General features: G+C 70.6%; 24 protein-coding genes and 1 pseudogene. 7 read left to right on the plus strand and 18 right to left on the minus strand.

The window, feature by feature from the left end; all coding sequences use genetic code 11:
• Nucleotides 1–74 precede the first annotated feature (74 nt).
• The 8 genes from EKH77_RS11615 to clpS form a co-directional block, all read right to left on the minus strand.
• Nucleotides 75–827, minus strand: a complete 753-nt coding sequence (locus EKH77_RS11615; RefSeq protein ID WP_126914322.1) for an MBL fold metallo-hydrolase — start codon at nt 825–827, stop codon at nt 75–77.
• A 401-nt stretch (nt 828–1228) separates the two neighbouring features.
• Complete coding sequence (locus EKH77_RS34745) at nt 1229–1348, minus strand: transposase (RefSeq protein ID WP_126914323.1); 120 nt, start codon at nt 1346–1348, stop codon at nt 1229–1231.
• 121 nt (nt 1349–1469) lie between these two features.
• Complete coding sequence (locus tag EKH77_RS11625; protein ID WP_126914324.1) at nt 1470–2420, minus strand: PLP-dependent cysteine synthase family protein; 951 nt, start codon at nt 2418–2420, stop codon at nt 1470–1472.
• Between the two features lie 17 nt (nt 2421–2437).
• Nucleotides 2438–2719 carry a MoaD/ThiS family protein gene (locus EKH77_RS11630; RefSeq protein WP_126914325.1) on the minus strand — a complete coding sequence of 94 codons (282 nt, stop codon included), beginning with the start codon at nt 2717–2719 and terminating at the stop codon, nt 2438–2440.
• A gap of 137 nt (nt 2720–2856) precedes the next feature.
• Entirely contained in the window at nt 2857–3279 is a 423-nt protein-coding gene (locus EKH77_RS11635) for a Mov34/MPN/PAD-1 family protein (RefSeq protein ID WP_126914326.1), read from the minus strand.
• A 91-nt stretch (nt 3280–3370) separates the two neighbouring features.
• Nucleotides 3371–4819 (minus strand): amino acid permease, encoded by a 1449-nt coding sequence (locus tag EKH77_RS11640; protein ID WP_126914327.1) that lies wholly within the window; start codon nt 4817–4819, stop codon nt 3371–3373.
• A 321-nt stretch (nt 4820–5140) separates the two neighbouring features.
• The gene (locus EKH77_RS11645) at nt 5141–5734 is read right to left on the minus strand and encodes a DUF2017 domain-containing protein (protein ID WP_126914328.1); all 594 of its coding nucleotides are present in this window, start codon (nt 5732–5734) and stop codon (nt 5141–5143) included.
• A complete protein-coding gene (clpS, locus tag EKH77_RS11650) occupies nt 5734–6045 on the minus strand; it encodes an ATP-dependent Clp protease adapter ClpS (protein ID WP_126914329.1) in 312 nt (103 codons plus the stop codon). Before clpS ends, EKH77_RS11645 begins: the two co-directional genes overlap by 1 nt.
• A gap of 132 nt (nt 6046–6177) precedes the next feature.
• Between clpS and EKH77_RS11655 the strand changes: the two genes are divergently transcribed.
• Together EKH77_RS11655 and EKH77_RS11660 are read left to right on the plus strand one after the other, a co-directional pair.
• A complete protein-coding gene (locus tag EKH77_RS11655; protein ID WP_126914330.1) occupies nt 6178–7506 on the plus strand; it encodes a nicotinate phosphoribosyltransferase in 1329 nt (442 codons plus the stop codon).
• 108 nt (nt 7507–7614) lie between these two features.
• Nucleotides 7615–8208 carry an isochorismatase family protein gene (locus tag EKH77_RS11660; RefSeq protein WP_126914331.1) on the plus strand — a complete coding sequence of 198 codons (594 nt, stop codon included), beginning with the start codon at nt 7615–7617 and terminating at the stop codon, nt 8206–8208.
• 64 nt (nt 8209–8272) lie between these two features.
• Here the strand turns inward: EKH77_RS11660 and EKH77_RS11665 are convergent, their stop codons facing one another.
• Nucleotides 8273–8608, minus strand: coding sequence for a hypothetical protein (locus EKH77_RS11665; protein WP_126914332.1), 336 nt, complete (start codon nt 8606–8608; stop codon nt 8273–8275).
• Between the two features lie 116 nt (nt 8609–8724).
• Complete coding sequence (locus EKH77_RS11670; RefSeq protein ID WP_240667313.1) at nt 8725–11145, minus strand: immune inhibitor A domain-containing protein; 2421 nt, start codon at nt 11143–11145, stop codon at nt 8725–8727.
• A 463-nt stretch (nt 11146–11608) separates the two neighbouring features.
• Between EKH77_RS11670 and EKH77_RS33750 the strand changes: the two genes are divergently transcribed.
• On the plus strand, nt 11609–11782 hold the full coding sequence (locus tag EKH77_RS33750; protein WP_240667314.1) for a hypothetical protein: 174 nt from the start codon (nt 11609–11611) through the stop codon (nt 11780–11782).
• Nucleotides 11783–11817: 35 nt separating this feature from the next.
• On the opposite strand, the gene EKH77_RS11680 is transcribed toward EKH77_RS33750, so the two are convergent.
• Nucleotides 11818–12453, minus strand: a complete 636-nt coding sequence (locus tag EKH77_RS11680) for an RDD family protein (RefSeq protein ID WP_126914334.1) — start codon at nt 12451–12453, stop codon at nt 11818–11820.
• Between the two features lie 57 nt (nt 12454–12510).
• Entirely contained in the window at nt 12511–13890 is a 1380-nt protein-coding gene (locus EKH77_RS11685; RefSeq protein WP_126914335.1) for an RDD family protein, read from the minus strand.
• Between the two features lie 253 nt (nt 13891–14143).
• Between EKH77_RS11685 and EKH77_RS11690 the strand changes: the two genes are divergently transcribed.
• Complete coding sequence (locus EKH77_RS11690) at nt 14144–14560, plus strand: SsgA family sporulation/cell division regulator (RefSeq protein ID WP_126914336.1); 417 nt, start codon at nt 14144–14146, stop codon at nt 14558–14560.
• A gap of 159 nt (nt 14561–14719) precedes the next feature.
• Here EKH77_RS11690 and EKH77_RS11695 read toward each other — a convergent pair.
• Together EKH77_RS11695 and hppD are read right to left on the minus strand one after the other, a co-directional pair.
• Nucleotides 14720–16081: pseudogene (locus EKH77_RS11695) on the minus strand (FAD-binding oxidoreductase); the annotation flags it as partial.
• 130 nt (nt 16082–16211) lie between these two features.
• Complete coding sequence (hppD, locus tag EKH77_RS11700; protein ID WP_126914338.1) at nt 16212–17354, minus strand: 4-hydroxyphenylpyruvate dioxygenase; 1143 nt, start codon at nt 17352–17354, stop codon at nt 16212–16214.
• Nucleotides 17355–17478: 124 nt separating this feature from the next.
• Here hppD and EKH77_RS11705 point away from each other — a divergent pair, with 124 nt between their 5' ends.
• Nucleotides 17479–17943: an Lrp/AsnC family transcriptional regulator gene (locus EKH77_RS11705; RefSeq protein WP_126914339.1), complete on the plus strand. Its 465-nt coding sequence runs from the start codon at nt 17479–17481 to the stop codon at nt 17941–17943.
• A 25-nt stretch (nt 17944–17968) separates the two neighbouring features.
• Here EKH77_RS11705 and EKH77_RS11710 read toward each other — a convergent pair whose 3' ends face one another.
• Both EKH77_RS11710 and EKH77_RS11715 read right to left on the minus strand, forming a co-directional pair.
• Complete coding sequence (locus EKH77_RS11710; RefSeq protein ID WP_126914340.1) at nt 17969–18760, minus strand: S16 family serine protease; 792 nt, start codon at nt 18758–18760, stop codon at nt 17969–17971.
• A 228-nt stretch (nt 18761–18988) separates the two neighbouring features.
• Entirely contained in the window at nt 18989–19630 is a 642-nt protein-coding gene (locus EKH77_RS11715; protein ID WP_126914341.1) for an IclR family transcriptional regulator, read from the minus strand.
• A gap of 295 nt (nt 19631–19925) precedes the next feature.
• Here EKH77_RS11715 and EKH77_RS11720 point away from each other — a divergent pair, with 295 nt between their 5' ends.
• Nucleotides 19926–20924: an LAETG motif-containing sortase-dependent surface protein gene (locus tag EKH77_RS11720; RefSeq protein WP_126914342.1), complete on the plus strand. Its 999-nt coding sequence runs from the start codon at nt 19926–19928 to the stop codon at nt 20922–20924.
• 58 nt (nt 20925–20982) lie between these two features.
• On the opposite strand, the gene EKH77_RS11725 is transcribed toward EKH77_RS11720, so the two are convergent.
• Both EKH77_RS11725 and EKH77_RS11730 read right to left on the minus strand, forming a co-directional pair.
• On the minus strand, nt 20983–22770 hold the full coding sequence (locus tag EKH77_RS11725; protein ID WP_126914343.1) for a DEAD/DEAH box helicase: 1788 nt from the start codon (nt 22768–22770) through the stop codon (nt 20983–20985).
• A 215-nt stretch (nt 22771–22985) separates the two neighbouring features.
• Nucleotides 22986–24407, minus strand: a complete 1422-nt coding sequence (locus EKH77_RS11730) for an MFS transporter (protein WP_126914344.1) — start codon at nt 24405–24407, stop codon at nt 22986–22988.
• A 237-nt stretch (nt 24408–24644) separates the two neighbouring features.
• Here EKH77_RS11730 and EKH77_RS11735 point away from each other — a divergent pair, with 237 nt between their 5' ends.
• On the plus strand, nt 24645–25226 hold the full coding sequence (locus EKH77_RS11735) for a DUF3558 domain-containing protein (RefSeq protein WP_126914345.1): 582 nt from the start codon (nt 24645–24647) through the stop codon (nt 25224–25226).
• Nucleotides 25227–25253 lie beyond the last annotated feature (27 nt).

The following is a 25253-nucleotide window of genomic DNA, read 5'->3' on the forward strand; positions in this document are numbered from 1 at the left end:
TCTGACGAGCGCTCGTCACGAAGCCCCCGGAACTGTCAGGTGTTCCGGGGGCTTCGGCGTATCACCGACGGGGATCAGAGCTCGTACACCGCCCCCGCGTGCGCCAGCTCCGCCGGGCCGTCGTAGACCGAGCGCGCGTCGCGGAGGTTGGCGAGGGGGTCCGTCCACGGCGGGATGTGGGTGAGGACCAGCCGGCCCGCCCCGGCGCCGGCGGCGACCTCGCCCGCCTCCCGGCCGTTGAGGTGGAGGTCGGGGATGTCCTCCTTGCCGTGGGTGAAGGACGCCTCGCACAGCAGCAGGTCCGTGCCCCGGGCCAGCTCGCGGAGGGCCTCGCAGGGGCCGGTGTCGCCCGAGTACACCAGCGACGTGCCGTCGTGCTCGACCCGGAAGGCGTACGCCTCCACGGGGTGGCTCACCCGGGCCGTGCGGATGGTCAGCGGGCCCAGGGTGAACGTTCCCGGGTTGAAGGTCCGGAAGTCGAAGACCTCGCTCATGCACGCCTCGTCGGGGACGTCCCCGTACGCGGTGACCAGTCGCCGCTCGGTGTCCGCGGGGCCGTACACCGGGATGGCGTCGGCCCGGCCGCCCTCGTGGCGGTAGTAGCGGGCGACGAAGTAGCCGCACATGTCGATGAAGTGATCGGGGTGCAGATGCGACAGGAGCACGGCGTCGAGGTCGTAGAGACCGATGTGGCGTTGCAGCTCGCCGAGGGCGCCATTGCCCATGTCGAGGAGGATCCGATAGCCGTCGGCCTCCACCAGATAGCTCGAGCAGGCCGATTCCGTGGACGGGAACGAGCCCGAGCATCCGACGACGGTGAGCTTCATGCGGGCCTGAACCTCCGTGGGCCGGTTACGGGGGGCCATGCGGTGCAGTCGAGGGTAAGGCGAGAGAACGGGCCGTGACTCCTCCAGGACGGTGCGTGTGGGCGGAATCACCAGGACGGACGTGGGGAGGGACGTGGAGACGGAAGCGGGTCGCGCCGGTGGCGCCCGCACGCGCCAGGGCCCCGGCCGCGCTTGCCGGTGAGGCGCGATCGGGGCCCTGCGAACGAGAAGAAACGAAAGGAACGGAGAACGGGCGGCGGACGGGCTACAGCGGCGGCCGGTGCGCCTCGGCGCGGTCCAGCGTGTCCATGAAGCGCTGGAAGCGCTCGGCCGACTCCTTGCTGCCGGCCGTCACCGTGAACACCTCCGGCGTCATGAACGCCGCCAGCCGCTCACGCGTCTCAGGGGCGAGCGCATCCCAGGCCGCTCGATCCAGCCGTGACTGCGCCGCAGCTTCCGCACTGCCAGTTTCCATTGTTGAGTTGCCTCATGTCCGAAGATCCACATGCGGGACAGTTCATGCGCGTCTCCTACGTGATGATGTCAGCCGCTTCCCAACATCGGTAGTGCAAGTTCACCCGTGCACAGTTCTGTTTTTTACGGACCGGCGCGTTCGGACGGCGCGTTGGGGCGGAACCGGGGTCAGGCCCAGAGCTGGCCGTGGAGGGTCTCGACGGCCTCTTCCGTGGTGGGGGCGGTGTAGACGCCCGTGGACAGGTACTTCCAGCCGCCGTCGGCGACGATGAAGACGATGTCGGCCCGCTCCCCCGCCCGTACGGCCTTCCGGGCGACGCCCAGCGCGGCGTGGAGGACCGCGCCGGTGGAGATGCCCGCGAAGATTCCCTCCTCCGTGAGGAGTTCGCGAGTGCGGCGGACGGCGTCCTCGGAGCCCACGGAGAAGCGGGTGGTGAGGACGGAGGCGTCGTAGAGCTCGGGCACGAAGCCCTCGTCGAGGTTGCGAAGGCCGTAGACGAGGTCGTCGTAGCGCGGCTCGGCGGCGACGACCGCCACGTCCGGCTTGTGCTCGCGCAGATAGCGGCCGACGCCCATCAGGGTGCCGGTGGTGCCGAGCCCGGCGACGAAGTGGGTGATCTCCGGGAGGTCGGCGAGGATCTCGGGGCCGGTGGTCGCGTAGTGGGCGCCGGCGTTGTCGGGGTTGCCGTACTGGTAGAGCATCACCCAGTCGGGATGCTGCTCGGCCAGCTCCTTGGCCATGCGCACGGCCGTGTTGGAGCCCCCGGCGGCGGGCGAGGGGATGATCTCGGCGCCCCACATGGCGAGCAGCGAGCGGCGCTCCTCGCTGGTGTTCTCCGGCATCACGCACACCATGCGGTAGCCCTTGAGCTTGGCCGCCATGGCGAGGGAGATGCCGGTGTTGCCGGAGGTGGGCTCGAGGATGACGCAGCCGGGGGTGAGCCGGCCGGCCTTCTCCGCCTGCTCGATCATGTGGAGGGCGGGGCGGTCCTTGACCGAGCCGGTGGGGTTGCGGTCCTCCAGCTTGGCCCAGACGCGGACGTCCTCGGCCGGGGACAGGCGCGGCAGGCGGACGAGCGGGGTGTTGCCCACCGCGGCCAGGGGGCTGTCGTAGCGCATGAAGGACGCGCCGCCGATCAGACCGCGCCGCCGGCCACGGCCGGGAGAATCGTCACGCTGTCGCCGTCGCCGAGCTCGGTGGCGATGCCGCTGATGAAGCGGACGTCCTCGTCGTTGAGGTAGACGTTGACGAAGCGGCGGAGCTCGCCCTTGTCGTCGACGAGGCGCTCCCGGATGCCCGCGTGCCGGGTCTCGAGGTCCTTGAAGAGCTCGTCGAGCGTGGCGCCGCTGCCCTCGACGGCCTTCTGGCCGTCCGTGTAGGTGCGGAGGATGGTCGGGATGCGGACCTCGATGGCCATGGGGTGCTCCTGTCGGAGTGCGGAGAGGTGCCTGGTTCCAGTGGGAGAACGGTGGGCGCATCGTATCGATTCCCCGTGCGCCAGCCGTATGTTCGTCCCGGCATGCGGGATGTGCCGTCTCGGGTACCGGTACCCGCTCAGTACGCCGGGACGACCTTCACGTCCTCCTCGGTGACCTCGCCGTCGACGATGCGGAAGGAGCGGAACTGGAAGGGGCCGGAGCCGTCGGTGTCGGCGGTGGAGACGAGCACGTAGTGGGCGCCGGGCTCGTTGGCGTAGGAGATGTCGGTGCGGGAGGGGTAGGCCTCGGTCGCGGTGTGGGAGTGGTAGATGACGACCGGTTCCTCATCGCGGTCGTCCATCTCGCGGTAGAGCTTGAGCAGGTCGGTCGAGTCGAACTCGTAGAACGTGGGCGAGCGGGCGGCGTTGAGCATGGGGATGAACCGCTCGGGCCGGCCGGCGCCCTCGGGGCCCGCGACCACGCCGCACGCCTCGTCGGGGTGGTCGGCGCGGGCGTGCTCGACGATCCGGTCGTACAGGGCCTGGGTGATGGTCAGCATGCGCGTCAGGATAAGCAGAGAAAAACGAAACAGGCCCCGTACCGAAGGGGTACGGGGCCTGTTCATTCAGGCTTTACGCGGCCGGCAGGCTTTACGCGGCCGGCGTGTAGTCCTTGCGCTCGAACGCCTTGGGGTTGCGCTTCTTGAGCACGATGTAGGACACCCACATGATCGCGGCCCAGCCGGGCGCGCAGTACAGCGAGATCCGCGCGTCCTTGTCGATGCCCATGAGCACGATCACCATGAAGATGAAGGCCAGGGCGAACAGGCTGGTCCAGGGGGCGCCCGGGGCCTTGAGCTCGGACTGGGGCAGCTCGCCGCGGTCCGCCTTGCGGCGGTAGCGGAGCTGGGCGACCAGGATCATGATCCAGGCCCACATACCGGAGATGGTCGCGAAGGAGACGACGTAGTCGAACGCCTTGCCCGGCCACTGGTAGTTGATCCAGACGCCGACGAGCATCAGCGCGGCGGAGAAGGTCGTGCCGCGGAAGGGCAGGCCCTTCTTGGACAGCTGGCCGAAGAACTTCGGGCCCTGGCCGTTGAGGGACAGGTCGCGGAGCATGCGGCCGGTGGAGTACATGCCGGAGTTGCAGGACGACAGCGCTGCGGTGAGCACCACGAAGTTGACGATGCCGGCGCCGGCGGGCAGGCCGATCTTGGCGAAGGCGGCCACGAACGGGCTGACGCCCGGCATGAACTCGGTCCAGGGGACGATCGACAGGATGATGATGAGCGCGCCCAGGTAGAAGACGGCGATGCGCCACGGCACGGTGTTGATGGCCTTGGGCAGGGTCTTCTTGGGGTCGGCGGCCTCGCCCGCCGTGACGCCGACGAGCTCGACGGCCAGGAAGGCGAACATCACGATCTGCAGGGTCATCAGCGTGCCGCCGATGCCCTTGGGGAAGAACCCGCCGTGGTCCCACAGGAGGCTGAAGCTGGCGGTGTCACCGGCATTGGAGAAGCCGAGGGTGATGACACCGACGCCGATCAGGATCATGCCGATGATGGCGGTGACCTTGACCATCGAGAACCAGAACTCCAGCTCGCCGAAGAGCTTTACGGAGATCAGGTTGACGAAGTAGAGAATGACGGTGAAGACCAGCGCCGAAGCCCATTGGGGAATGCCCTTGTTCCAGTACTGGACATAGGCGGCGGCCGCTGTGACCTCGGTGATGCCGGTGACGACCCAGAAGAGCCAGTACGTCCAGCCGGTCACATAACCCCAGAAGGGGCCGAGGAACTCCCGGGCGTAGTCCGAGAAGGAGCCCGAGACCGGGCGGTACATGAGCAGCTCACCGAGCGCTCGCATGATGAAGAAGATGACCAGGCCTGCGATGGCGTAGGCCAGGATGAGGCTGGGTCCGGCCTTGGATATGGCCTTGCCCGCGCCGAGGAACAGACCGGTGCCGATGGCGCCACCAATGGCGATCATCTGAATCTGTCGGTTGCCGAGTCCCCGCTCGTAACCTTCGGAAGCTTCCTGTCCGCTTCCTTCTCCGTCCCGCACTGCGGTGCGGTCCGCGACCTGCTCAGAGGTCATGGTGGTGCGCCTTTCTCCATACCGATCCGGTTGCTCCGGATCGGGTACCGATCCCCCGGATGGAGTCCTGCTAGGTGCCGACGGTCGGCCGGCTCAGCGCCCCCGCCGTGACAGGGGTGGCGTCACGGAGGCAGGTCGGCAAGAAGTATCACGTCTAAAGGCGAGATCAATGTGTCTCTTGTGGCGCATGACACAAATAAATCAGGACAAAAGCAAAGACGGCGGCTTAATTGCCGCCGTCACAGTGACGTGATCGTTATTCGGAATTGAGCGTTCGGTTAACGAACGCCCGAAGAGTACTCCGAATACCGGAAAGTAACTTCACGAAGTGAGCGCCTCCACCAGCGTCTCCTGCAGTCCGCCGAGCCAGAGGTAGGCCATCACCATGGGCTTGCGCGCATCGCTGTCCGGCAGCCGGTAGAGGGCGTCGCCGTCGTCGTCGGCGGTGATCTCCAGCCGGGCCGCGATGGTCAGCCGGAGGTCGTTGAGCGTGCCCAGCCACTGCCGGCAGCCCTCGGCCTCCAGGCGCAGCACGGCGCCCCCCTCGCCGCCGGGGGTGAGGGAGTCCAGCGAGCGGACGACGCCGAGGGCGTCCTGGCGCTTGCGGTCGCGAAGGTCGTTCTCGGTGTAGCGGCGGAATTCGGCCGCGTGGGCGCGTTCCTGGTGGTCCTGCTCGGCGCCGGGGGTGCCGTAGGCGTCCGGGAAGAGGCGGGCCAGGGCGGGGTCGGACGGCGGCTCGCTGGGGCCCTCGGCGAAGAGCCGGGCCAGCGGGTCGGCGGCCTCGGGACCCTCCGCCTCGCCGGGGCCGATCAGCTCCAGGAGCTGGACGGCCAGGCTGCGCAGGATGGAGATCTCGACCTCGTCCAGGGCGACGGCGGCCCCGCCGCCCGCGAGCGGCTCGAAGTGCCCCGCCATCAACGGTCCTGGGAGAGGGTCGCCCAGAGCCCGTAGCCGTGCATCGCCTGCACGTCGCGCTCCATCTCCTCACGGCTGCCGCTGGAGACCGCCGCGCGGCCCTTGTGATGGACGTCGAGCATCAGCCGGTGCGCCTTGTCCTTGGGGTAGCCGAAGTAGGCCTGGAACACATATGTCACATAACTCATGAGGTTCACGGGGTCGTTATGGACCAGCGTCACCCAGGGGACGTCGGGTTCGGCCACAGCGTAGGGCGACTCGCCCGTTTCGGGCCGTTCGATCTCGACCGGTGCAACACTCACGCTTCCCATGCTGCCACTCGTCGTGTCCCCACGCATAAACGCCCCCCTCGCGAGAGGCGCAAACGGCCCTCGTACGAACGGCTTCCGGAACGCCCTCCAGAAATCGTCACTCTGACGAGTACCGGGGTAGCATCTGATCCCATGAACGCTGCGGACCTGAGGCTCCCGGTCGACGTCCCTTCGACGGCCCTCTTCACCGACCGGTACGAGCTCACGATGCTGCAGGGCGCGCTGCGGTCCGGCACGGCGCACCGGCGGTCGGTCTTCGAGGTCTTCACCCGCAGGCTCCCGGAGGGGCGTCGCTACGGCGTCGTGGCGGGCACCGGGCGGGTCCTGGACGCGGTGGAGAACTTCCGTTTCGACAGCGGTGTGCTGGACTTCCTCGCCGACCGGAAGATCGTCGACGAGGCCACCCTCGACTGGCTGGCCGGTTACCGCTTCCGCGGCGACATCTGGGGCTATCCCGAGGGCGAGGTCTACTTCCCGGGCTCCCCGGTGATGCGGGTGGAGGGCACCTTCGCCGAGGCGGTGCTGCTGGAGACCGTGATCCTGTCCATCCTCAACCACGACTCCGCCGTCGCCGCCGCGGCCTCGCGGATGTCGGTGGCGGCGGGCGAGCGGCCGCTGATCGAGATGGGCGCGCGGCGCACCCACGAGCTGGCGGCCGTGGCGGCCGCGCGCGCCGCCTTCGTCGGCGGCTTCACCTCGACCTCGGACCTCGCGGCCGGCTTCCGCTACAACATCCCGACGGTGGGCACCAGCGCCCACGCGTTCACCCTGCTGCACGACAGCGAGCGCGACGCGTTCCGGGCGCAGGTGGACTCCCTGGGCGAGGGCACGACGCTGCTGGTGGACACCTATGACGTGGCCGAGGCCGTCGCCATGGCCGTGGAGATCGCGGGGCCGGGCCTGGGGGCCGTCCGGATCGACTCCGGCGACCTGCTGCTGCTCGCCCACCGGGTGCGCCGGCAGCTGGACGAGCTGGGCGCCAGGGACACGAAGATCATCGTGACCAGCGACCTGGACGAGTACGCCATCGCCTCGCTGGCCGCCGCGCCCGTGGACGCCTACGGCGTGGGCACCCAGCTGGTGACCGGCAGCGGTCACCCGACGTGCTCGATGGTCTACAAGCTGGTCGCCCGGGCGGACGAGGACGGCGCGGACGCGCCGCTGCGGCCGGTGGCGAAGAAGTCGATGGGCGGCAAGGCGTCCGTCGGCGGCCGCAAGTGGGCCGCGCGCCGCCTCGACGCGTACGGGGTGGCGGAGGCCGAGGTCGTGGGGACCGGCGAGGTGCCGGCGGAGCTCGTGGAGCGGCAGCTGCTCGTCCCGCTCGTGCGGGGCGGCGAGACCGTCGCCAGGGAGCCCCTGAGCGCGGCGCGCGACCGGCACGCGGCGGCGCGCGCGGCGCTGCCGATGTCGGCGACGCAGCTGTCGCGCGGCGAGCCGGTGCTGCCGACGGAACACCCCTGACCGGGCGCCCGAGTGCCCCTCCCATTAAGGAACCGGACTCACTACCCTCGGTCACATAAGGCTGATCCGTACAACCGGCCGAGGGCTCCTCGACAGAAGGATCCGCACATGACCCGTGCACTGATCATCGTCGACGTGCAGAACGACTTCTGCGAGGGCGGCAGCCTCGCGGTGGCCGGCGGCGCCGACGTGGCCGCGGCCATAACGGACCTGGTGGGCGAAGCCCCCGCCGGGTACGCGCACGTGGTCGCCTCGCGCGACATGCACATCGATCCGGGCTCCCACTTCTCGGACCGCCCGGACTTCGTCGGCTCCTGGCCCCGGCACTGCGTCGCGGGCACCGAGGGCAGCGGTTTCCACCCCAACCTGGCGCCGGCGATCGCCTCGGGGGCGGTCCAGGCCGTCTTCGACAAGGGCGCCTACGAGGCCGGCTACAGCGCCTTCCAGGGGGCCGACGAGAACGGCGCGGGGCTCGCGGACTGGCTGCGCGGGCGCGGGATCACCGAGGTGGACGTCGTCGGCATCGCCACCGACCACTGCGTACGGGCGACCGCGCTGGACGCCCGGCGGGAGGGGTTCGCCACGCGGGTGCTGCTGGACCTGACGGCGGGGGTCTCGCGGGAGACGACGGACCGCGCCCTGGAGGAGCTCCAGGACGCGGGCGTGGAGCTGAGCGGCAAGCCGGTGGTCCAGGGCGGCTGAGCCGCCGCCTCTCCCGGGCTCCGCCCGGGACCCCGGTCTCAGACGCCGGTCTCGGACGCCGGTCTCAGACGCCGGACGAGCTCGATCGTGCCCTCATCAGCCGGGCTATCGGATGCCAGGACTCCGTGTCGTCGTGGTCGACCGGCTGCCAGACCACTCCGTCGGGATGGTGGAGCACGGCCGTGATCTCGTCGAGGGTGGGCGGCTCCGTGTTGCCGCGCAGGTAGACGGCCCGCAGGCCGAGGTTGCGGAGCCGGGTGAGCGCCCGCTGGCGGTTGACCGCGTGGACCAGCACCCGGACACGGGTGTCCGGTGGGGCCCCGCCGCCGGGCGGGGCGGTCAGGGACAGGGCGACGACCACGCTGCCGTCGGGGAGCCGGGCGTATCCACCGCCTGCCATCAGCCTCTCGTCTCCGTCGAGAGCCAAGCTGTCGATAAGACCATCATGAGAGGCATTCTCAAGCCGGACGGCCGCCGTCCGCCAGGGGACGACGGCCGCCGGTGGCTACCGCTGGGTCACTTGCCGGCCGGGCCGACCTGGACCGTCATCGAGGAACCGGTGAGGGCCTCGTTGAGGATGCGGATCCGGGTGTTGGTGTCCCGGATCTTCACACCGCCGGTGGGGTTCGCCTGGTCGTAGTAGGTGTTCTTGTGGTCGTCGAACACCGGGACGCCCAGCTTGCCCTTGACGCGGGTGGCGACGCCGTTGTTGTGCACGGTGTAGCCGTCGGTCGGGTACCAGCTGAAGGTCGAGTCGTAGGCCTGGAAGCGGTTCTTCATCAGCGAACCGTCCTTCCACTTCTCGGCCGCGGGGTGGGCGTCGATCGGCAGGATGCGGCCCGCGCCCGGGTGGACGCCGACGTTGTTGTCCACCTGCGAGGTGTCCCACTGCCAGATCAGCAGGCCGTTCTGGTACGGGTAGTGCTCGACCCAGCCCGGCTTGGTGTTCCGCCAGCCGAAGTTGTACGGGCCGACCTTGAGGGTGCGGTCGTACGACACGTACTGACGGTTCTCGGCGATGTAGTACTGCGGGTAGTCCTTGCTGAAGGACGCGCCGATGCGCGAGAAGCCCTTCGCCGTCCAGCCGTTGTCACCGTTCTCGGCGCCGTCGGTGAAGACGTTCGCGCCGTCGGCGGTCAGGGCGATGGCGTCGGCGGTGAAGCCCTTGCCGGAGGTGCCGCCGTCGGTGGCGTAGCGGAAGCGCAGGTCGATCTTCTTGCCCGCGTAGGCGTCGAGCGGGAAGGACAGCTTCTTGTACGCGCCGGAGGTACCGGTCAGGGCCGGCTTGTCGCCGCCGTCACGGGTGATCGTCTTGCCGTCGGCCGTGCCGTCGACGGGCGTCCAGTTGGCGCCGCCGTCCGTGGACACCTCGGTGTAGAGGTAGTCGTAGTTCTCCTCGATGTCCCACCAGCCGGACAGGTCCAGGGTGGCCTTGGACTTGCCAGTGAGGTCCACCGGGCGGGAGAGGGTGTTCTTCAGGTCGTCGCCCTGGCCGCTCCACCACTGCGAGGAGCCCTCGGCGGGCTTCACCACGTCGGTGGTGACCTTCTTGTCGGGAAGGCTGACGACGAGCGCCTGCTTGTCCTTGGTGTTGTACTCGGCGACGCCCAGCTTGTGGGTCGACTTCGTCGCGGCCTTGGCCTTGTCGTAGTTGAGCCAGCCGAGCTGGAGCTTGTCCCAGGCGCTCATGTCGCCGGGCAGGTCGCCGATGGTGTCCTTGCCCTCGCCGAGCCAGGAGCCCGAGGACATCAGGGACCAGAAGGCGACGGAGGACTCACCGGTGCCGGTGGTGTCGTACTCGTCGGGGAGGCCCAGGTCGTGGCCGTACTCGTGGGCGAAGACGCCGAGGCCGCCGTTCTCGGGCTGCATGGTGTAGTCGCCGACCCAGACGCCGGTGTCGCCGATCTGGGTGCCGCCCGCCTTGTTGTTCGCGGGGCCGGTCTTGCCCGCGTCGGAGCCGTAGGCGTACCAGCGGTGGGCCCAGATGGCGTCCTTGCCCTGGGCGCCGCCGCCCGCGGACTCGTCCTCGCCGGCGTGGACGATCTGGAAGTGGTCGATGTAACCGTCGGGCTCGTTGAAGTTGCCGTTGTGGTTGTAGTCGTTGCGGTCCCACTGGTCGTACTGGGCGAGGGTCGCCTTGATGTCGGCGTCGCTGCGACCGGCGGCCTTCTGGTCCGAGACCCACTGGTTGACGGCGTCGCGGATCAGGTCCCAGGCACTGGGGCAGTTGGTGGAGCCGCAGTAGTTGGAGCCGTAACGGGCCTCGTTCCACGGGACGCGGACCCAGTCGGTGACCTGGCCGTCGACCGAGTAACGGCCGGACGACTGCTTCTCGTAGTACTTCGACAGGGACTCCTTGTCCTTGTCGTGCGAGAAGTAGAGGTCCTGGAAGTACTGGCGGTTGTAGTCCTTCTGCCAGGCCGTGCTGTTGTCCTTCGCACGGTCCGGCTTGGCTATGGTGTTGTGCGCCGGGCCGGGTGTGCCGCCGTACTTGACCACGGGGGGCTTGGGGCCGTCGGGCCCGTCCGGGTCGTACATGGTGGTGTTGTCGACCTTGTCGCCGAAGTCGACCAGGATCGTAAATATCTTGTCGGTCTTCTCGCGGCCGAGCTCGACGTACTTGCCCTTGCCCAGCTGGACGACCTTGGAGGCGCCCCGCTGCTCCGGCTTGGCGTCACCCGCGACGACCCGCTCCAGCGCCGCCTTGCGCTGAGCTTCCTGCTTCTTGCTGAACGGGCCCTTGAGGTCGTGCTCCACACCGGGCTTGACCTGCGCCGGGTCCTGCCGCTGGATCTTGGCCGGGACCTGGTCCGCGCCGGACGGGTTGGTCACGCCCGCCGCCTGCGCGACACCCGCCGCCAGGGTGCCCGTACCGAGCGCCGCGACCACAACGGCCGCCGCGGCGGATCGGACGACCCTCCGATGGCTGATCTTCACTTGTGAATGTCCTCCCCAGTAAGAACTGTGGAGGTATTTGACCTGAGTGACGCAAGAAAAGACAGATCTTGACCATGGCGAGCAAAGCAAGTACGTTATCCGGCCTTTAAGTTGCGGATAACGGGCGTCAATGGGCGAGACCGGGCGCGCTCGACTCACTTGACGACATACCAAACGCCCCCGTGCGCCCCTTTCGCTCCGGGCACCGTGGGTTAGGTCACGCTTACCAGCAGTTCCGCCAGGGCAGACAGCACCGTAGAGTCGAAGTGCGGTACGTACCAACGGCACGTACCGACAGACGTACCGCCAGACTCCGGCCCCCTATATCCCCCCGCATATCGATGCCTTGAGGACGGATACCGCCATGCCGCGTCCGACTCCTGCACAGATCGCTTACGGATCGGCCACCGTAGTCTTCTCCGCCGCAGCGCTCCTGCTACTGACCCCCACCGGGTCGGTCCTGATGCTCGGCGCCCTGGCCCTGGCCTCGCTCCTCCTCGGCTGCGCCGTAGCCGTCACCGTCCCGGCCCGCACCCGCCGGGAACGTCAAGCGGCGGGCGCCGCCGCCGGGTTGCCCGAGCGGCGCACGCCCGCGCACGCCGGTTCGGCCGTGGGAGAGCACTCACTCAACGGCTGACCCACTCGGCGGCTGTTCTCACTCGGCGGTCATTCTCACTCGACGGTCGAGACCACGACGGTCCTGGCCGCCTTGTCGTGGACGCACTGGTGGTACGGCTTGTCCCAGGTGCACCACAACACGTTCACCAGCCAGAAGACGAAGCCGCAGCACGGCACGATCTCGGGCAGGGAGTAGACCGCGGCGCGCGTCCACCCCGGCCGCCCTTCCGGGATCGCGCCGTTGTCCAGCATCGCGACCCGGATCTTCATCAGCATCTTGCCGACCGTCTGACCACGCGTGGTCAGCATCAGGCCCTCGTACACGAAGTAGACGACCGCGACGATGATGGACAGGCTCGTGGAGCGCGCCTGGTCGTTCCAGGGGTCGTAGTTCCGCGTCGAGAGCGAGAAGATCACGCTGATCGGGATGCTCACGATCAGCCCGTCGATGACGCGGGCGACGAGCCGCTTGAAGCGGTTCGCGAGCGGGGGCATACCGGCGAGCGGATCGGGCCCGTAGGGGCCGCCGCCCAGGGGGGCGCCGCCGTAGGGGCCTCCGTACGGGTCGCCGGACGGGCCTCCGTACGGGCCGCCGCCGGGATACGGGCCACCGGGGGGCGGGCCGGGGTACGGCCCCGGACCCCCGGGGGGCGGTTCCGGCGGCGGGGGCGGCGGCTGATCGGTGCTCATGGCCCGAGTAGAACCCAGGGCGCTACGGGACGCATCCGCCGCTGTGCCGTTCGGGGGCTAATCCCCCGCCGACGCCACGAACGTCCTCGCCGCCTTGTCGTGCCAGCACTGCCGCCAGGGCCGGTCGAAAACGCACCACAGCACGTTCAACAGCCCGACGGCCAGCACCCCGAGCCCCCCGTACACCAGCCACCGTCGCACCGCCGCCCGCACCGGCGCCGTGTCGTGCGACTCGATGTCCAGCACCCGTACCCCGAACAGCTTCTTGCCCAGCGTGCGTCCCCACTTAGCGGTGGGCAGCGCCTCGTACAGCAGGCCGGCGACCAGCAGCACGGCGAGCACGATCGCCAGGTACGTGCCCGTCGTGCCGTCGAGGAGCCAGACCGTCACCGTCCGGCCGGTCCGCTTGGCCTGCTCCACCTTCTCGTCGATGTGCTCGACCGACTTGGCCCACAGCGGCACCGCGACCGCGCTCACCACTCCGCCCAGCACGGCGGAGTCCACCAGCCGGGCGGCGAGCCTGCGGCCGAGCGCGGCGGGGCGGCCCTGCGCCTGGGCCGCGCGCAGGAACGGGTCGTCCTTGGGCGGCTTCCACGCCGTGGGCGGCGCGACCGGCTCGGCCACCGCGCCGCCGGGCGCGGCCTGCGGCCCCTGCTGGGCGAGCTGGTGCACCTGCTGGGCCCAGCCCACCGGCTGCTGCCGCTCCACGGGAACGGGCGCGGACTCCGGGCGCCGGGCGGGCAGCGCGACCCCCTGGGAACCACCGGCCGGGGCGACCGGGGTGGCCGGGGCGACCGGTGCCACCGGGGCCGCCTCCCTGGCCCGCTGGGCGGGCCACGCCTGACGGGCCGCCGGCGCGTCCGCCGAGATGGGCGCGGGCGGCCCGCCGGGCGCCGAGCCGTGCGGCTTGGGCCGCAGGTCCAAGGTGCCCTGGCCGGGCACGGGACGCTCGGCCCGCTCCGGGGCCACCGGCTCCGCCGCGGCCGGCTCGGGCAGCCGCGGGTCACGGGCCCTGGGCAGCGCCGCGGCCCCACCCCAGGAGACCTGCTGCTCCTGGGCGCCGGCCGCCTGCCAGGCCCCGCCCCCGGCCGACCCGTGCCCGGGACCGGGCCCCGGCTCGGGCTCCGGCTCCTCGTCCAGGAACACCGGCCCCGTCTCGTCCGCCGCGCGCTGCGCGACCGGCTCGGCGGACGCGGGCGACGCGGCGGGCGCGGCGGACGCGCGCGACACAGCGGGCGGCGTCGGCGCGGGAGGCCGCGCGGCGGCCACCGACGGCGGCGGCGCGGGCATCGGCTCCCCCTTGGCGGGCGCCGGCCGGCTCGTACCGGGCACCCAGGCCGCACCGCTCCAGTAACGGATGTAGCCCGGAATGGACGGGTCCGGATAAAAGCCCTGAGGGGGGCTGCCGTCGGCGGATCCCGAGATAGGTGCGCTCATGGTCTCCGGTGTCCCGTATCTGCTCGGCCGTACATAAGGGGTGGTCACCAGGTCTACCAGAACGCCCCTTCCTCTGTGACCGTCCCCGGCCGGGGCCACTCACACGTGCGACTCACCCGCGCCACCGCGGCTCCGCCGCACCCCGGCACGAAAATCTTGAAACTGTTCGCCGAAACCGCGTAATGAAACCCGTCCGGCGCACTCTCTTCACCCGTAACCGATCCCGAACGGACGAGCAGAAAGGGGTGCGCCCATGCACACCGAGGTGGTACGAGACCTGGAGACCGACCTGGTGCTGTCGCCGGAGCACAGCGTTCCGATCCCGGCCAGGCTGACCTACCGGACGGAGGACCCCTATGCCGTCCACCTCAGCTTCCACATCACCTCGCCACGGCAGGTGACCTGGACTTTCTCCAGGGACCTGCTGATCGAGGGGGTGTTCCGGGAAGCCGGTGAGGGGGATGTGCGGATCTTCCCCGGCAAGGTCGACGGACGCTCCGTGGTCTGTCTGGCGCTGTCCTCCCCGGAGGGCCGGGCGCTGGTGACGGTGCCGGTGAAGGAGGTGTCCGGCTGGCTGGAGCGGACGCTGCGGCTCGTGGCACCGGGCCTGGAGGGCCAGTGGCTCGCCCTCGACGAGGCCCTGGAGGAACTGCTGACCTCCGGTGCGTGAGGCGGAAGGCACCGTTCGGGGAGGGCAGGGCGCGGGCGGGCTACCCGATGGAGTGACCGCCGCGCCGGCCCCCGGGCCCCTTGGTCACTCCCCCGCGCCCCCGGCCGCCGGGTCGCGGACCTCGCCTGGACCGAGATCTGGATCGAGGCCGGGATCGAGGACCTTGCCGGGGTTGAGCAGCCCGAGCGGGTCGAAGACGGCCTTGATGCCGCGCTGGAGCTCCATCGCCACCGGCCCGGCCTCCCGGACCAGCCAGTCCTTCTTCAGCAGGCCCACCCCGTGCTCGCCGGTGATGGTGCCGCCCAGCTCCAGCCCCAGGGCCATGATGGCGTCGAAGGAGTCCCGGGCGCGGCGCGTCTCGTCGGGGTCGGCGGGGTCGAAGCAGACGACGGGATGGGTGTTGCCGTCGCCCGCGTGGGCGACGACACCGATCGTCAGGCCGTGTTCGCGGGCGATGGCGGCGGTGCCGTCCAGCATCTCGGCGAGCCGGGAGCGCGGTACGCACACGTCGTCGATCATCGTGGCGGGGCGCAGCCGCTCCAGCGCGGGCAGGGACATCCGGCGGGCCTGCAGCAGCAGTTCGGACTCGGCGGCGTCCTCGGCGGGGACGGCCTCGGTGGCGCCGGCGGCGCGGCACAGTTCGGCGACGGCGGCCAGGTCGGCGGCGGGGGCGGGGGTGTCGAAGGCGGCGAGCAGCAGGGCTTCGGTGGTCTCCGGGAGGCCCATGTGGGTCAGGGAGTTGACGGCCCGTACGGTCGTGGCGTCCATCAGCTCCAGCAGGGACGGCGCGTGCCCGCGCGCCATGATGCTGCGGACCGCCTCGCAGGCCGCGGCGACGGAGGGGAACTCGGCGGCCAGCGCCAGTTGCGCGGGCGGCGCGGGCTTGAGTGCCAGGACGGCCCGTACGACGATGCCGAGGCTGCCCTCGGAGCCGACGAAGAGACGGGTGAGGTCGTACCCGGCGACGCCCTTGGCGGTGCGCCGGCCGGTGGTCAGCAGCCGGCCGTCGGCGAGGACGACGTCCAGGCCGAGGACGTATTCGGCGGTGACGCCGTACTTGACGCAGCACAGCCCGCCGGAGGCGGTGCCGATGTTGCCTCCGATGGTGCACTGTTCCCAACTGGACGGGTCGGGCGGGTAGTACAGGCCGTGCTCGGCGACGGCTCGGGAGAGGACGGCGTTGACGACGCCGGGTTCGACAACGGCGATCCGCTCGACCGGGTCGATCTCCAGGACGCGGTCCATCTTGACAAGGGAGAGGACGACGCAGCCGTCGATGGCGTTGGCCGCGCCGGACAGCCCCGTGCGGGCGCCCTGCGGGACGACGGGGACGCGGAGCGCCGTAGCGGTGCGCATGACGTGCCGCACTTGCTCCACGGTGCGCGGCAGCACGACGACGGCGGGCGCGCCGCGCTCGCAGAAGCTCGCCATGTCGGCGGCGTAGGAGGCGGTGACGTCGGGGTCGGTGAGGACGGCTTCGGCGGGAAGTCCTGTGCGCAACTGATCGATGAGATCACCCATGGGCCCACCCTGTCACCGAGCGTCTCCGCCGGAAAGATCGCGCGCCCCGAAGGGGCGCGGGGAACTGCGCGACCGGCCACAACCGGCCCGCAGCCGAAACACCCGCGACCCGGCGGGCCACGCCGCGAGGCTAAAGATTGCCGCGCTTCTCCTGCTCGCGCTCGATCGCCTCGAAGAGGGCCTTGAAGTTGCCCTTGCCGAAGCCCATGGAGCCGTGGCGCTCGATCATCTCGAAGAAGACCGTGGGGCGGTCCTGGACCGGCTTGGTGAAGATCTGGAGCAGGTAGCCGTCCTCGTCGCGGTCGGCGAGGATCTTCAGCTCGCGGAGGGTGTCGATGGGCACCCGGGTCTCGCCGACCCACTCGCCGAGGGTGTCGTAGTAGGAGTCGGGGGTGTCCAGGAACTGAACGCCCGCCTCCCGCATGGCCCGTACGGTGGCGACGATGTCGTTGGTGGCCAGCGCGATGTGCTGGACGCCGGGGCCGTTGTAGAACTCCAGGTACTCGTCGATCTGGGACTTCTTCTTGGCGATGGCCGGCTCGTTGAGCGGGAACTTCACCTTGCGGGTGCCGTCCGCGACGACCTTCGACATGAGCGCGGAGTACTCGGTGGCGATGTCGTCGCCCACGAACTCCTTCATGTTGGTGAAGCCCATGACGTTGTTGTAGAAGCTCACCCACTGGTCCATCTTGCCGAGCTCGACGTTGCCCACGCAGTGGTCGATGGCCTGGAAGCGGCGGGGCGTGGGCTCGACGATGGGGGCGGCGGCGACGTAGCCGGGCAGGTACGGGCCGGTGTAGGCGGAGCGGTCGACGAGCGTGTGGCGCGTCTTGCCGTACGTGGCGATGGCGGCGAGGACGACGGTGCCGTGCTCGTCCTTCAGCTCGTACGGCTCGGTGAGGCCGGTGGCCCCGTGCTCGATGGCGTAGGCGTACGCCGCCCGCGCGTCGGGCACCTCGATGGCGAGGTCCACGACGCCGTCGCCGTGCTCGGCCACGTGGTCGGCCAGGAAACGGCCGTGCTCGGTGCTCGCCTTGATCACGGTGGTGAAGACGAACCGGGCGCTGCCGGATTCGAGCACGTAGCTCGCGGTCTCACGGCTGCCGTTCTCCGGGCCGGAGTAGGCGACGCGCTTCATGCCGAAGGCGGTGGAGTAGTAGTGGGCGGCCTGCTTGGCGTTGCCGACGGCGAAGACGACCGCGTCCATCCCCTTGACCGGGAAGGGGTCGGCCTGCCGTGCGGTGTGCGGGGTGTGATCGGTGGTCTGAGTCATGGGCGAAGAGTCTCTCCGAACCACAAGGTGCGCAATAGTTTGCGATTTCACTGGGCATTATGCATAGAGGCGGTCGAGAAGCCCCGGACGATCTGTGCAGGATGACCACGAAAGGAGCATCAGGGTGATCGATCGTTTGGACGGGCGGCTGATCGAGCTGCTCGCCCGGGAGCCCCGGATCGGGGTGCTGGAGGCCTCACGGCGCCTCGGCGTGGCGCGCGGCACGGTGCAGGCGCGGCTGGACCGGCTCCAGTCGCAGGGGGTGATCAGGGGCTTCGGCCCGGACGTGGACCCGGCGGCGCTGGGCTATCCGGTGACCGCGTTCGCGACGCTGGAGATCAAGCAGGGGCAGGGCGCGGACGTCCGTACGCATCTGGCGTCGGTGCCCGAGGTGCTGGAGCTGCACACGACGACCGGGCACGGGGACATGCTGTGCCGGCTGGTGGCCCGCTCGAACGCGGACCTGCAGCGGGTGATCGACCGGGTGGTGGGCTTCGAGGGGATCGTCCGGGCGTCCACGGCGATCGTCATGGAGAACCCGGTGCCGCTGAGGATCATCCCGCTGGTGCAGCAGGCGTCGGAGGACTGACGCGTCCGTATTGCGCTGCGTCGGGTCAGGCCGGGCAGGAGGGGACGCGGCCCCCGTCCTTCAGGGCCTTCAGGGACGTGACGGCGTCGCTCAGCGTGTCGACCGGGATCAGCCGCATGCCCTTGGGCAGCTCGGCCCCCGCCTCGGAGCACTCGCCCTTCGGCACGATGAAGACGGTGGCGCCGTCGCGCCCGGCCGCCTGGGTCTTGAGGGAGACGCCGCCGACCGCGCCGACGCTGCCGTCCGGGGCGATGGTGCCGGTGCCCGCGATGACCCGGCCGCCCGTCAGGTCGCCGCCCCGGCCGTCACCGGCGATCTTGTCGATGATGCCCAGGGTGAAGAGCAGGCCGGCGCTGGGCCCGCCGACGTCGGCGAGGCTCAGCTCCACCTTCACGTCCTTGGGCGAGCGGTGGAGATAGCGCAGGGCGGCCTCGGCCGCGGCGTCCTGGGACTTCTTCATCTCCGCGACGTTGTGCTTCTCGATCTCCGTGTCGGACTGCCCCGGGGGGTAGACCGCGTCGCGCGGCATCACGGCCCGGTCCCGGCGGAACCAGCTGTCGACCACGTCGGTCAGACCGATCTCGGTATCCGGACCGGTGGCCTCGATGGTGGTCATGCGCAGCTGCCCACTCGTCTCGCGGGTCGGGACGCCGGAGATGGTGATGACCGGCTTGTCCTTGTGCAGGCCGAGCACGTTCGCCGTCGTGGAGCCCGGCTGGGCGATGACGAACGGCAGGGGGACGAGCGCGGCCACGGCGAGCAGGGCGACGACGGGCGCGGCGCAGACGGCGAGGACGCGGGTGGGGGCGGCTGGCATGCTGCGAATCTAATTCACGCGGTGGGTGTACGCGGCATCCGGGACCGCCTGGGGGTACGAGTCGGGGGCGGGGCGGGTCGGACGGGCCCTTACGGGGCTGAGCTCTTCGCGGTGCCTGGTATCGCGGTGTCGGTCGCCCGGCATGTGTCTCCAGCGGCGAAGAGCTCTTTACGCCCCTACCAGGGCCCGTCCGCCCCGCCCCGCCCCCTTGCGCCGGTGGGCTACCGGCTAGCGGAGGGCGTCGGCCACCTCCTTCGCGGCCTCCATGACGCGGGTGCCGACCCTCGGTGGCACGGAGTCGGCGAGCATCACGACTCCAACGCTCCCCTCGAGCCCGGACACGCCGAGCAGGGGTGCGGCGGCCCCGCTCGCCCCGGCCTCGAGCTCGCCGTGGGTGAGGGCGTAGCCGGGGTTGTCGACCTCGCCGCGGCGGGCGGCGAGGATGGCCCGCCCGGCCGCGCCGCGATCCAGGGGGTGGCGGAATCCGGCGCGGTAGGCGACGTGGTAGTCGGTCCAGGTCGGCTCGACGACGGCGACCGCGAGCGCCTCGGCCCCGTCGACGAGGGTGAGATGGGCGGTGGCCCCCAGGTCCTCGGCCAGCGAGCGCAGGGCGGGCAGGGCCGCTTCCCGCACGAGCGGGTGCACCTGCCGGCCGAGCCTCAGCACGCCGAGGCCCACCCTGGCCCGGCCGCCTATGTCCCGGCGGACGAGCGCGTGTTGCTCCAGGGTGGCCAGGAGCCGGTAGACGACCGTCCGGTTGACCCCGAGCCGGGTGGACAGCTCGGTGACGGTCAGTCCGTGGTCGGTGTCCGCTAGCAGTTTGAGGACCTTCAGTCCCCTGTCGAGCGTCTGCGAAGTCTCCGCGGTCACGACGCCCCTCCTCCGATGAGTGGCGGCTCCCGTCGCGGGTGGGGGTCGCGCCGCCGGTCCCGTTCCGGCAGCGCGCGAGGAGAGGCCGCCGGCGGCTTGTCGTTATGGTCCGGCTGCGCTCCGCGGCGGCGCTGCCACGGGGCGTGTGCGTGACCGGCACGGTAGCGCCGCCGGTCCGCTCAGCGGAAGAGTCTGCCCACAATCCGGGCATCACGGAGGGGAATTGAGCAATCCGCTTTGTGGACGGGGTAATCCAGGGGGGCCATTGGCATTGCGGGGCTTTAGTGTGATCGCCATGCAGATTTCCCGAATAGCCACGATCGTGGCGGCCGGTGTCATCACCCCGGCCCTCTTCCTGACCACGCCGGCGGTCGCCGAGGAGCAGCCGGCCACGACGGGACAGACGACGACCCAGCAGGACGGCGGGGCGGCGGCCCCTGCGGACACGAACCCGGCCCCGAAGGCCGACACGGGCGGAAAGGACGACAAGGCCGGCGGCGAGCAGTCCGGTAAGGGTGATGGCACCGCCCCGTTCTTCAACCCCTTGACGCTGCACGGCCCCGGAAAGAAGGTGGTGCAGGCCGGCCCCGACAAGTGGGCGGCCTTCGAGATGTCCTTCGACAACCGCAAGGGCGACAAGGACGCGTCCTTCGACCTGGAGGCGGCCTACGTCCCGGCCAAGCCCAATGTCGGCAAGGTCGAGGACTATGCCGTGGCGCTGGAGTACCGGAGCACCAAGAACTCCGGCTGGACGCACGTGGACCTGGTGCCCAGCTTCAGCGGAGAGAACGGCCCTTTCCGATTCACCGGCTCCCTCACGTCGTACGAGGTGAAGAAGGGCTTTCTCGAGACGTTCGAGCTGCGCCTGAAGCTCGGCGAGCGGACCCCGGCCCACGAGGCCGGCCTCACCCTGATGGACAGCCAGAACCACAAGATCTCGGCCGACCAGCGGTTCTCCGTCAAGGCCGTCGAGCCCAAGCCTGAGAAGAGCAAGAGCCCCACCGCCTCGGCCTCCCCCACCGCGACCGAGTCCGGGAAGAAGAACCCCGACGCCAAGCCCTCCGCCAGCGCGAGCGCGAGCGCCAGCCCGAGCGCGTCGTCCTCGACGACCGCCGCCGCAGCCGACACCACCTCCGGTGGCTCCGGTACCACCGCCAACGGCAGCCGCACCGAGCTCGCCGCGACCGGCTCGGACCCGGCCACCCCGTGGATCGCCGCAGGCGGCGCCGCGGCGATCATCGCCGGTGCCGGCCTGGTCGTCGCGACCCGCCGCCGCGCGGGCGCGCAGGGCTAGCCGCCGCTGGACGGGCCGGGGGACCCGGCCCGTCCGGTGCGGACGGCAACGGCAGTCGTCACTTCATGCGCGTGGCCCATTCGCGCACCTTGTTGATGCGCTCCGTGAGCTGCCCCGCCGTCGCCTCCGCGCTCGGCGGCCCGCCGCACACGCGGCGCAGCTCGGTGTGGATGACACCGTGCGGCTTGCCGCTCTGGTGGACGTACGCGCCCACCAGCGTGTTGAGCTGCTTGCGGAGTTCCAGGAGCTCCTTGTGCGTGACGACCGGCCGCCGCTCGGCGGGGATTTCGAGCAGGTCCGCCTGCTCGTCCGGCTTGCGGCGGCTGTGCGCGATCTGCCGGGCCTGGCGCTTCTGGAGCAGTAGCTGCACCTGTTCGGGCTCGAGCAGGCCGGGGATGCCGAGGTAGTCCTGCTCCTCCTCGCTGCCTGGGTGGGCCTGCATGCCGAACTCGGCGCCGTCGTAGAGCACGCGGTCGAAGACGGCGTCGGACTCCAGGGCCTCGAAGGGCAGCTGGTCCTGGTCGCCGGTGTCCTCGTCCTCCTGCTTGTTCGCCTCGTCCATCTCCTTCTCGGACTCGGCGTAGGGGTCCTCCTCGCCCTCCTTCTTGGGCTTGTCGAGGACGTGGTCGCGCTCGACCTCCATCTCGTTGGCGAAGGTCAGCAGCGTGGGGATCGTCGGGACGAAGACGGACGCCGTCTCGCCGCGCCGGCGGGAGCGGACGAAGCGGCCGACGGCCTGGGCGAAGAACAGCGGCGTGGAGATCGTCGTGGCGTAGACGCCGACCGCCAGGCGGGGCACGTCCACGCCCTCGGACACCATGCGGACGGCGACCATCCAGCGGTCCTCGGACGCCGCGAAGTCGTCGATGCGCTGGGAGGCGCCGCTGTCGTCGGACAGCACGAGCGTCGCGCCCTCGCCGGTGATCTCGCGGATCAGCTTGGCGTAGGCGCGCGCGGACTCCTGGTCGGAGGCGATCACGAGCGCGCCCGCGTCGGGGATGGACTTGCGGACCTCGGTCAGCCGCCGGTCGGCGGCGCGCAGCACGTTCGGCATCCAGTCGCCGCGCGGGTCCAGGGCGGTGCGCCAGGCCTGGGAGACGGCGTCCTTGGTCATGGGCTCGCCGAGCCGGGCCTCCAGCTCGTCGCCCGCCTTGGTGCGCCAGCGCATGTTGCCGCTGTAGGAGAGGAAGATCACCGGGCGGACGACGCCGTCGCCGAGCGCGTTGCCGTAGCCGTAGGTGTAGTCGGCGGAGGAGCGGCGGATGCCGTCGTCGCCCTCTTCGTAGGTGACGAAGGGGATGGGGTTGGTGTCGGAGCGGAACGGCGTGCCGGTGAGGCAGAGGCGGCGGGTGGCCGGCTCGAAGGCCTCCAGGCAGGCGTCGCCCCAGGAGCGGGAGTCGCCCGCGTGGTGGATCTCGTCGAGGATGACGAGCGTCTTGCGCTGCTCGGAGCGGTTGCGGTGGAGCATGGGGCGCACGCCGACACCGGCGTAGGTGACGGCGACGCCGTGGTACTCGCGGCCCAGCGGACCGGCGCTGTACTCGGGGTCGAGCTTGATGCCTATGCGGGCGGCCGCTTCGGCCCACTGCTTCTTCAGGTGCTCGGTCGGCGCGACGACGGTCACCTGCTGGACGACGTGGTGGTGCAGCAGCCACGAGGCCAGGGTCAGGGCGAAGGTGGTCTTGCCGGCACCCGGGGTGGCCACGGCGAGGAAGTCGCGGGGCTGCGTCTGGATGTACTTCTCCATGGCGCCCTGCTGCCAGGCACGCAGCTTGTTGGCGGTACCCCAGGGCGCCCGTCCGGGGAAGGCGGGTGAGAGATGGTGATTCGCGGTGGTGGTAGTCACGGTCTCCGTCGGTGGGGTCGGCGGTCGGCAACCGCGTCAGCCTACCCGCGTCGGCCGACACTGCCGGGTGCTACAGGCCGGGTCCACACGGGGGTGGGACGGACCTCACAGTCCGGGCACCATCAGCCCCTCCGGCGTTTGAGGAGCGGGGGTCCGGGGGCGGAGCCCCCGGGAAACGGTGAAAGGGCGGGACTGGGGCCTCCTCCTCCCGCGACCTACCCCCGCGGCCGCAGCCTCGTGGCCACGTACGCCCCCACCAGCGCCGCGCCCGCCGAGAGCACGAACACCGCCACGAAGGCCCCGCCGGGCGCGGCCGAGGCCCCCGGGCCATGCCCGGCGACGGAAGCCACCCCTCCCCCGCCAAGAGCAAACAGCACCCCCGCCAGCCCCACGAGCACCACGCTCCCCAGCGCGTCCGACACCTGGAGCGAGGACGCGTTCGTGCCCTCCTCGCCCGGCCGCGACAGCCGGAGCGTGAGCACGCCCACGCTGGAGATCGTCAGCCCCATCCCGTAGCCGACGAGGAGCCAGCAGACGGCCACCAGCCACGCCGGCACCGCGTCGATCAGCACCAGCGGCACCACCGCCACGGCGAGCGCCTGCACCGCCATGCCCAGGCTCATCAGCCGCTCGCGGTGGGGTTCCAGCCGGGGCCGGCTCAGGGTGAACGAGCCGAGGGCCCAGGTCAGCCCGCCTCCGGTGAGCGACAGCCCGGCGAGGGTGGCCGACAGCCCGCGCTCGGTCACGAGCATCAGCGGCACGAAGGTCTCGGCGGCCAGGAAGGAGCCCTGCGCGAGGCCGCGCAGCAGCACGACGGAGGGCAGCCCGCGCCCGGCCAGGAAGGTGCGGGCGGGCAGCAGCCGCCGGACGCACGGCACGAGGAGGGCGAGCCCGGCGGCCGCGGGGAGAGCTGACAGCAGGCGGAGGTCCTGGCCCGCGTACTGGAGGAGTCCCGCCCCCGCTGCGACGCCGAGGGCGAGGAGGATCCGGCGCCGGTCCATCGCGTCCGTGTTCCTCCCCGGCGGCAGCGCGCGCAGCGCGGGGAGCATCACGGCGAGCGGCAGCAGTATCAGCACGGGGATGGCCAGGAACACCCAGCGCCAGCCGAGCCGCTCGGTCACCGTCCCCGCCACCAGCGGCCCCACGATCACGGGGACGACCCAGGCGGCGGAGAACGACGCGATCACGGCGGGCCGCAGCCGTTCCGGGTAGGCCCGCCCCACGACCACGTACAGGGCGACGATCACGAGCCCGGAGCCGATGCCCTGCGCGCCGCGCGCGGCCACGAACATCCACATCTCCTGCGCCGCGCCCGCGCCCACCAGCCCGGTGCCGAAGGCGGCGATGCCCGTGAAGAGGGGTATGAGGGGGCCGGCGCGGTCGCACCACTCCCCCGACAGCGCCATCGCGAACAGGCTCGCGGTGAAGAAGGCGGAGAAGGCGAAGGCGTACAGCCCGATGCCGTCGAGCGCGCGGGCCGCGACGGGCATCGCCGTGTTGACGGCGCTGGCCTCGAAGGCGATGAGGGAGACGACGGAGACGATGCCGAGGGTGAGGGCGCGGTGGCGGCGTCCGAGAACGCCTTCCGCTGTGTCTGTTGCGGCCTGGGGGGCGGATATGGGATCGGCGGCGGTCATGGCCTTCACAGTAAGTGGCCAAAGCGGGTTTGACCCCTGTCGTGCGGCGGAGATCCACTCGGCCTTGCGGCCTAGTCGCACGGTCGGGCGGGGCTCGGCCACGGGTCGGACACGGGTCCGTCGTGATTCCGTCCCAGATTGATCATGACCATGCAAACAGTCGATTTTTCGCCATGCCCATGCCCATATGCTTCCGGCCGGTTCACATAGACAGTTCAGCTCGCTGGGGGATCCCTCATGTCCATTCGCCATGTCGTCACGGCCGCGCTGGTCGTCTCCGGCGCACTCGCGCTGACCGCCTGCGGCCCCACCGACGACGGCGGGAAGAACGACGACAAGGGTTCCGCCAGCGCGGCCCCGTCGCAGCAGCCCGCCGACGGCAAGGGGAAGGGCAAGAGCGACTACAAGGACCCGTGCGCGCCGCTGCCCAAGGGCCACAAGCTCATCAAGGTGCTCAGCGTCGAAGGCGCGATGAACAACATCGTCGCGCAGGACGCCAAGGTGTCCTGCAACACGAAGATGGACGAGGGCGCCTTCTACCGCAACGAGGGCCCGACGTACACCTACGCCTTCGACAACGAGAACGCGAAGGTGACCGTCCTCAGCCTGGACGGCCCCCAGGTCCGCCCGACGAAGCCCACCGACAAGGTCCTCTCGGGCATCGGCCACGTCAAGGAGTGCGCGGACCCGAACCACCAGCAGTACGACAACCAGAGCAAGGCCGACCACAAGGAATGGTGCGCCGGCCAGAACTACTACAACGTGACGCTCGGCCCGGACAAGAAGATCATCGAGATGGTCGAGCTGTCCGGCTCGTGACGCCCCGGGGGGTGCGGGGGTACGGCA

Origin of the sequence: Streptomyces luteoverticillatus (genome assembly GCF_003970715.1) — a bacterium.
Classification (GTDB): Bacteria; Actinomycetota; Actinomycetes; order Streptomycetales; family Streptomycetaceae; genus Streptomyces; species Streptomyces abikoensis.

Coding starts and splice junctions, on each gene's coding strand:
- EKH77_RS11615 (WP_126914322.1), bottom strand. CDS start 827: ATGAAGCTCACCGTCGTCGGATGCTCGGGCTCGTTCCCGTCCACGGAA.
- EKH77_RS34745 (WP_126914323.1), bottom strand. CDS start 1,348: ATGAACTGTCCCGCATGTGGATCTTCGGACATGAGGCAACTCAACAAT.
- EKH77_RS11625 (WP_126914324.1), bottom strand. CDS start 2,420: ATGCGCTACGACAGCCCCCTGGCCGCGGTGGGCAACACCCCGCTCGTC.
- EKH77_RS11630 (WP_126914325.1), bottom strand. CDS start 2,719: ATGGCCATCGAGGTCCGCATCCCGACCATCCTCCGCACCTACACGGAC.
- EKH77_RS11635 (WP_126914326.1), bottom strand. CDS start 3,279: ATGCTGACCATCACCCAGGCCCTGTACGACCGGATCGTCGAGCACGCC.
- EKH77_RS11640 (WP_126914327.1), bottom strand. CDS start 4,819: ATGACCTCTGAGCAGGTCGCGGACCGCACCGCAGTGCGGGACGGAGAA.
- EKH77_RS11645 (WP_126914328.1), bottom strand. CDS start 5,734: ATGGCGGGGCACTTCGAGCCGCTCGCGGGCGGCGGGGCCGCCGTCGCC.
- clpS (WP_126914329.1), bottom strand. CDS start 6,045: ATGGGAAGCGTGAGTGTTGCACCGGTCGAGATCGAACGGCCCGAAACG.
- EKH77_RS11655 (WP_126914330.1), top strand. CDS start 6,178: ATGAACGCTGCGGACCTGAGGCTCCCGGTCGACGTCCCTTCGACGGCC.
- EKH77_RS11660 (WP_126914331.1), top strand. CDS start 7,615: ATGACCCGTGCACTGATCATCGTCGACGTGCAGAACGACTTCTGCGAG.
- EKH77_RS11665 (WP_126914332.1), bottom strand. CDS start 8,608: ATGGCAGGCGGTGGATACGCCCGGCTCCCCGACGGCAGCGTGGTCGTC.
- EKH77_RS33750 (WP_240667314.1), top strand. CDS start 11,609: ATGCTCGGCGCCCTGGCCCTGGCCTCGCTCCTCCTCGGCTGCGCCGTA.
- EKH77_RS11680 (WP_126914334.1), bottom strand. CDS start 12,453: ATGAGCACCGATCAGCCGCCGCCCCCGCCGCCGGAACCGCCCCCCGGG.
- EKH77_RS11685 (WP_126914335.1), bottom strand. CDS start 13,890: ATGAGCGCACCTATCTCGGGATCCGCCGACGGCAGCCCCCCTCAGGGC.
- EKH77_RS11690 (WP_126914336.1), top strand. CDS start 14,144: ATGCACACCGAGGTGGTACGAGACCTGGAGACCGACCTGGTGCTGTCG.
- hppD (WP_126914338.1), bottom strand. CDS start 17,354: ATGACTCAGACCACCGATCACACCCCGCACACCGCACGGCAGGCCGAC.
- EKH77_RS11710 (WP_126914340.1), bottom strand. CDS start 18,760: ATGCCAGCCGCCCCCACCCGCGTCCTCGCCGTCTGCGCCGCGCCCGTC.
- EKH77_RS11720 (WP_126914342.1), top strand. CDS start 19,926: ATGCAGATTTCCCGAATAGCCACGATCGTGGCGGCCGGTGTCATCACC.
- EKH77_RS11730 (WP_126914344.1), bottom strand. CDS start 24,407: ATGACCGCCGCCGATCCCATATCCGCCCCCCAGGCCGCAACAGACACA.
- EKH77_RS11735 (WP_126914345.1), top strand. CDS start 24,645: ATGTCCATTCGCCATGTCGTCACGGCCGCGCTGGTCGTCTCCGGCGCA.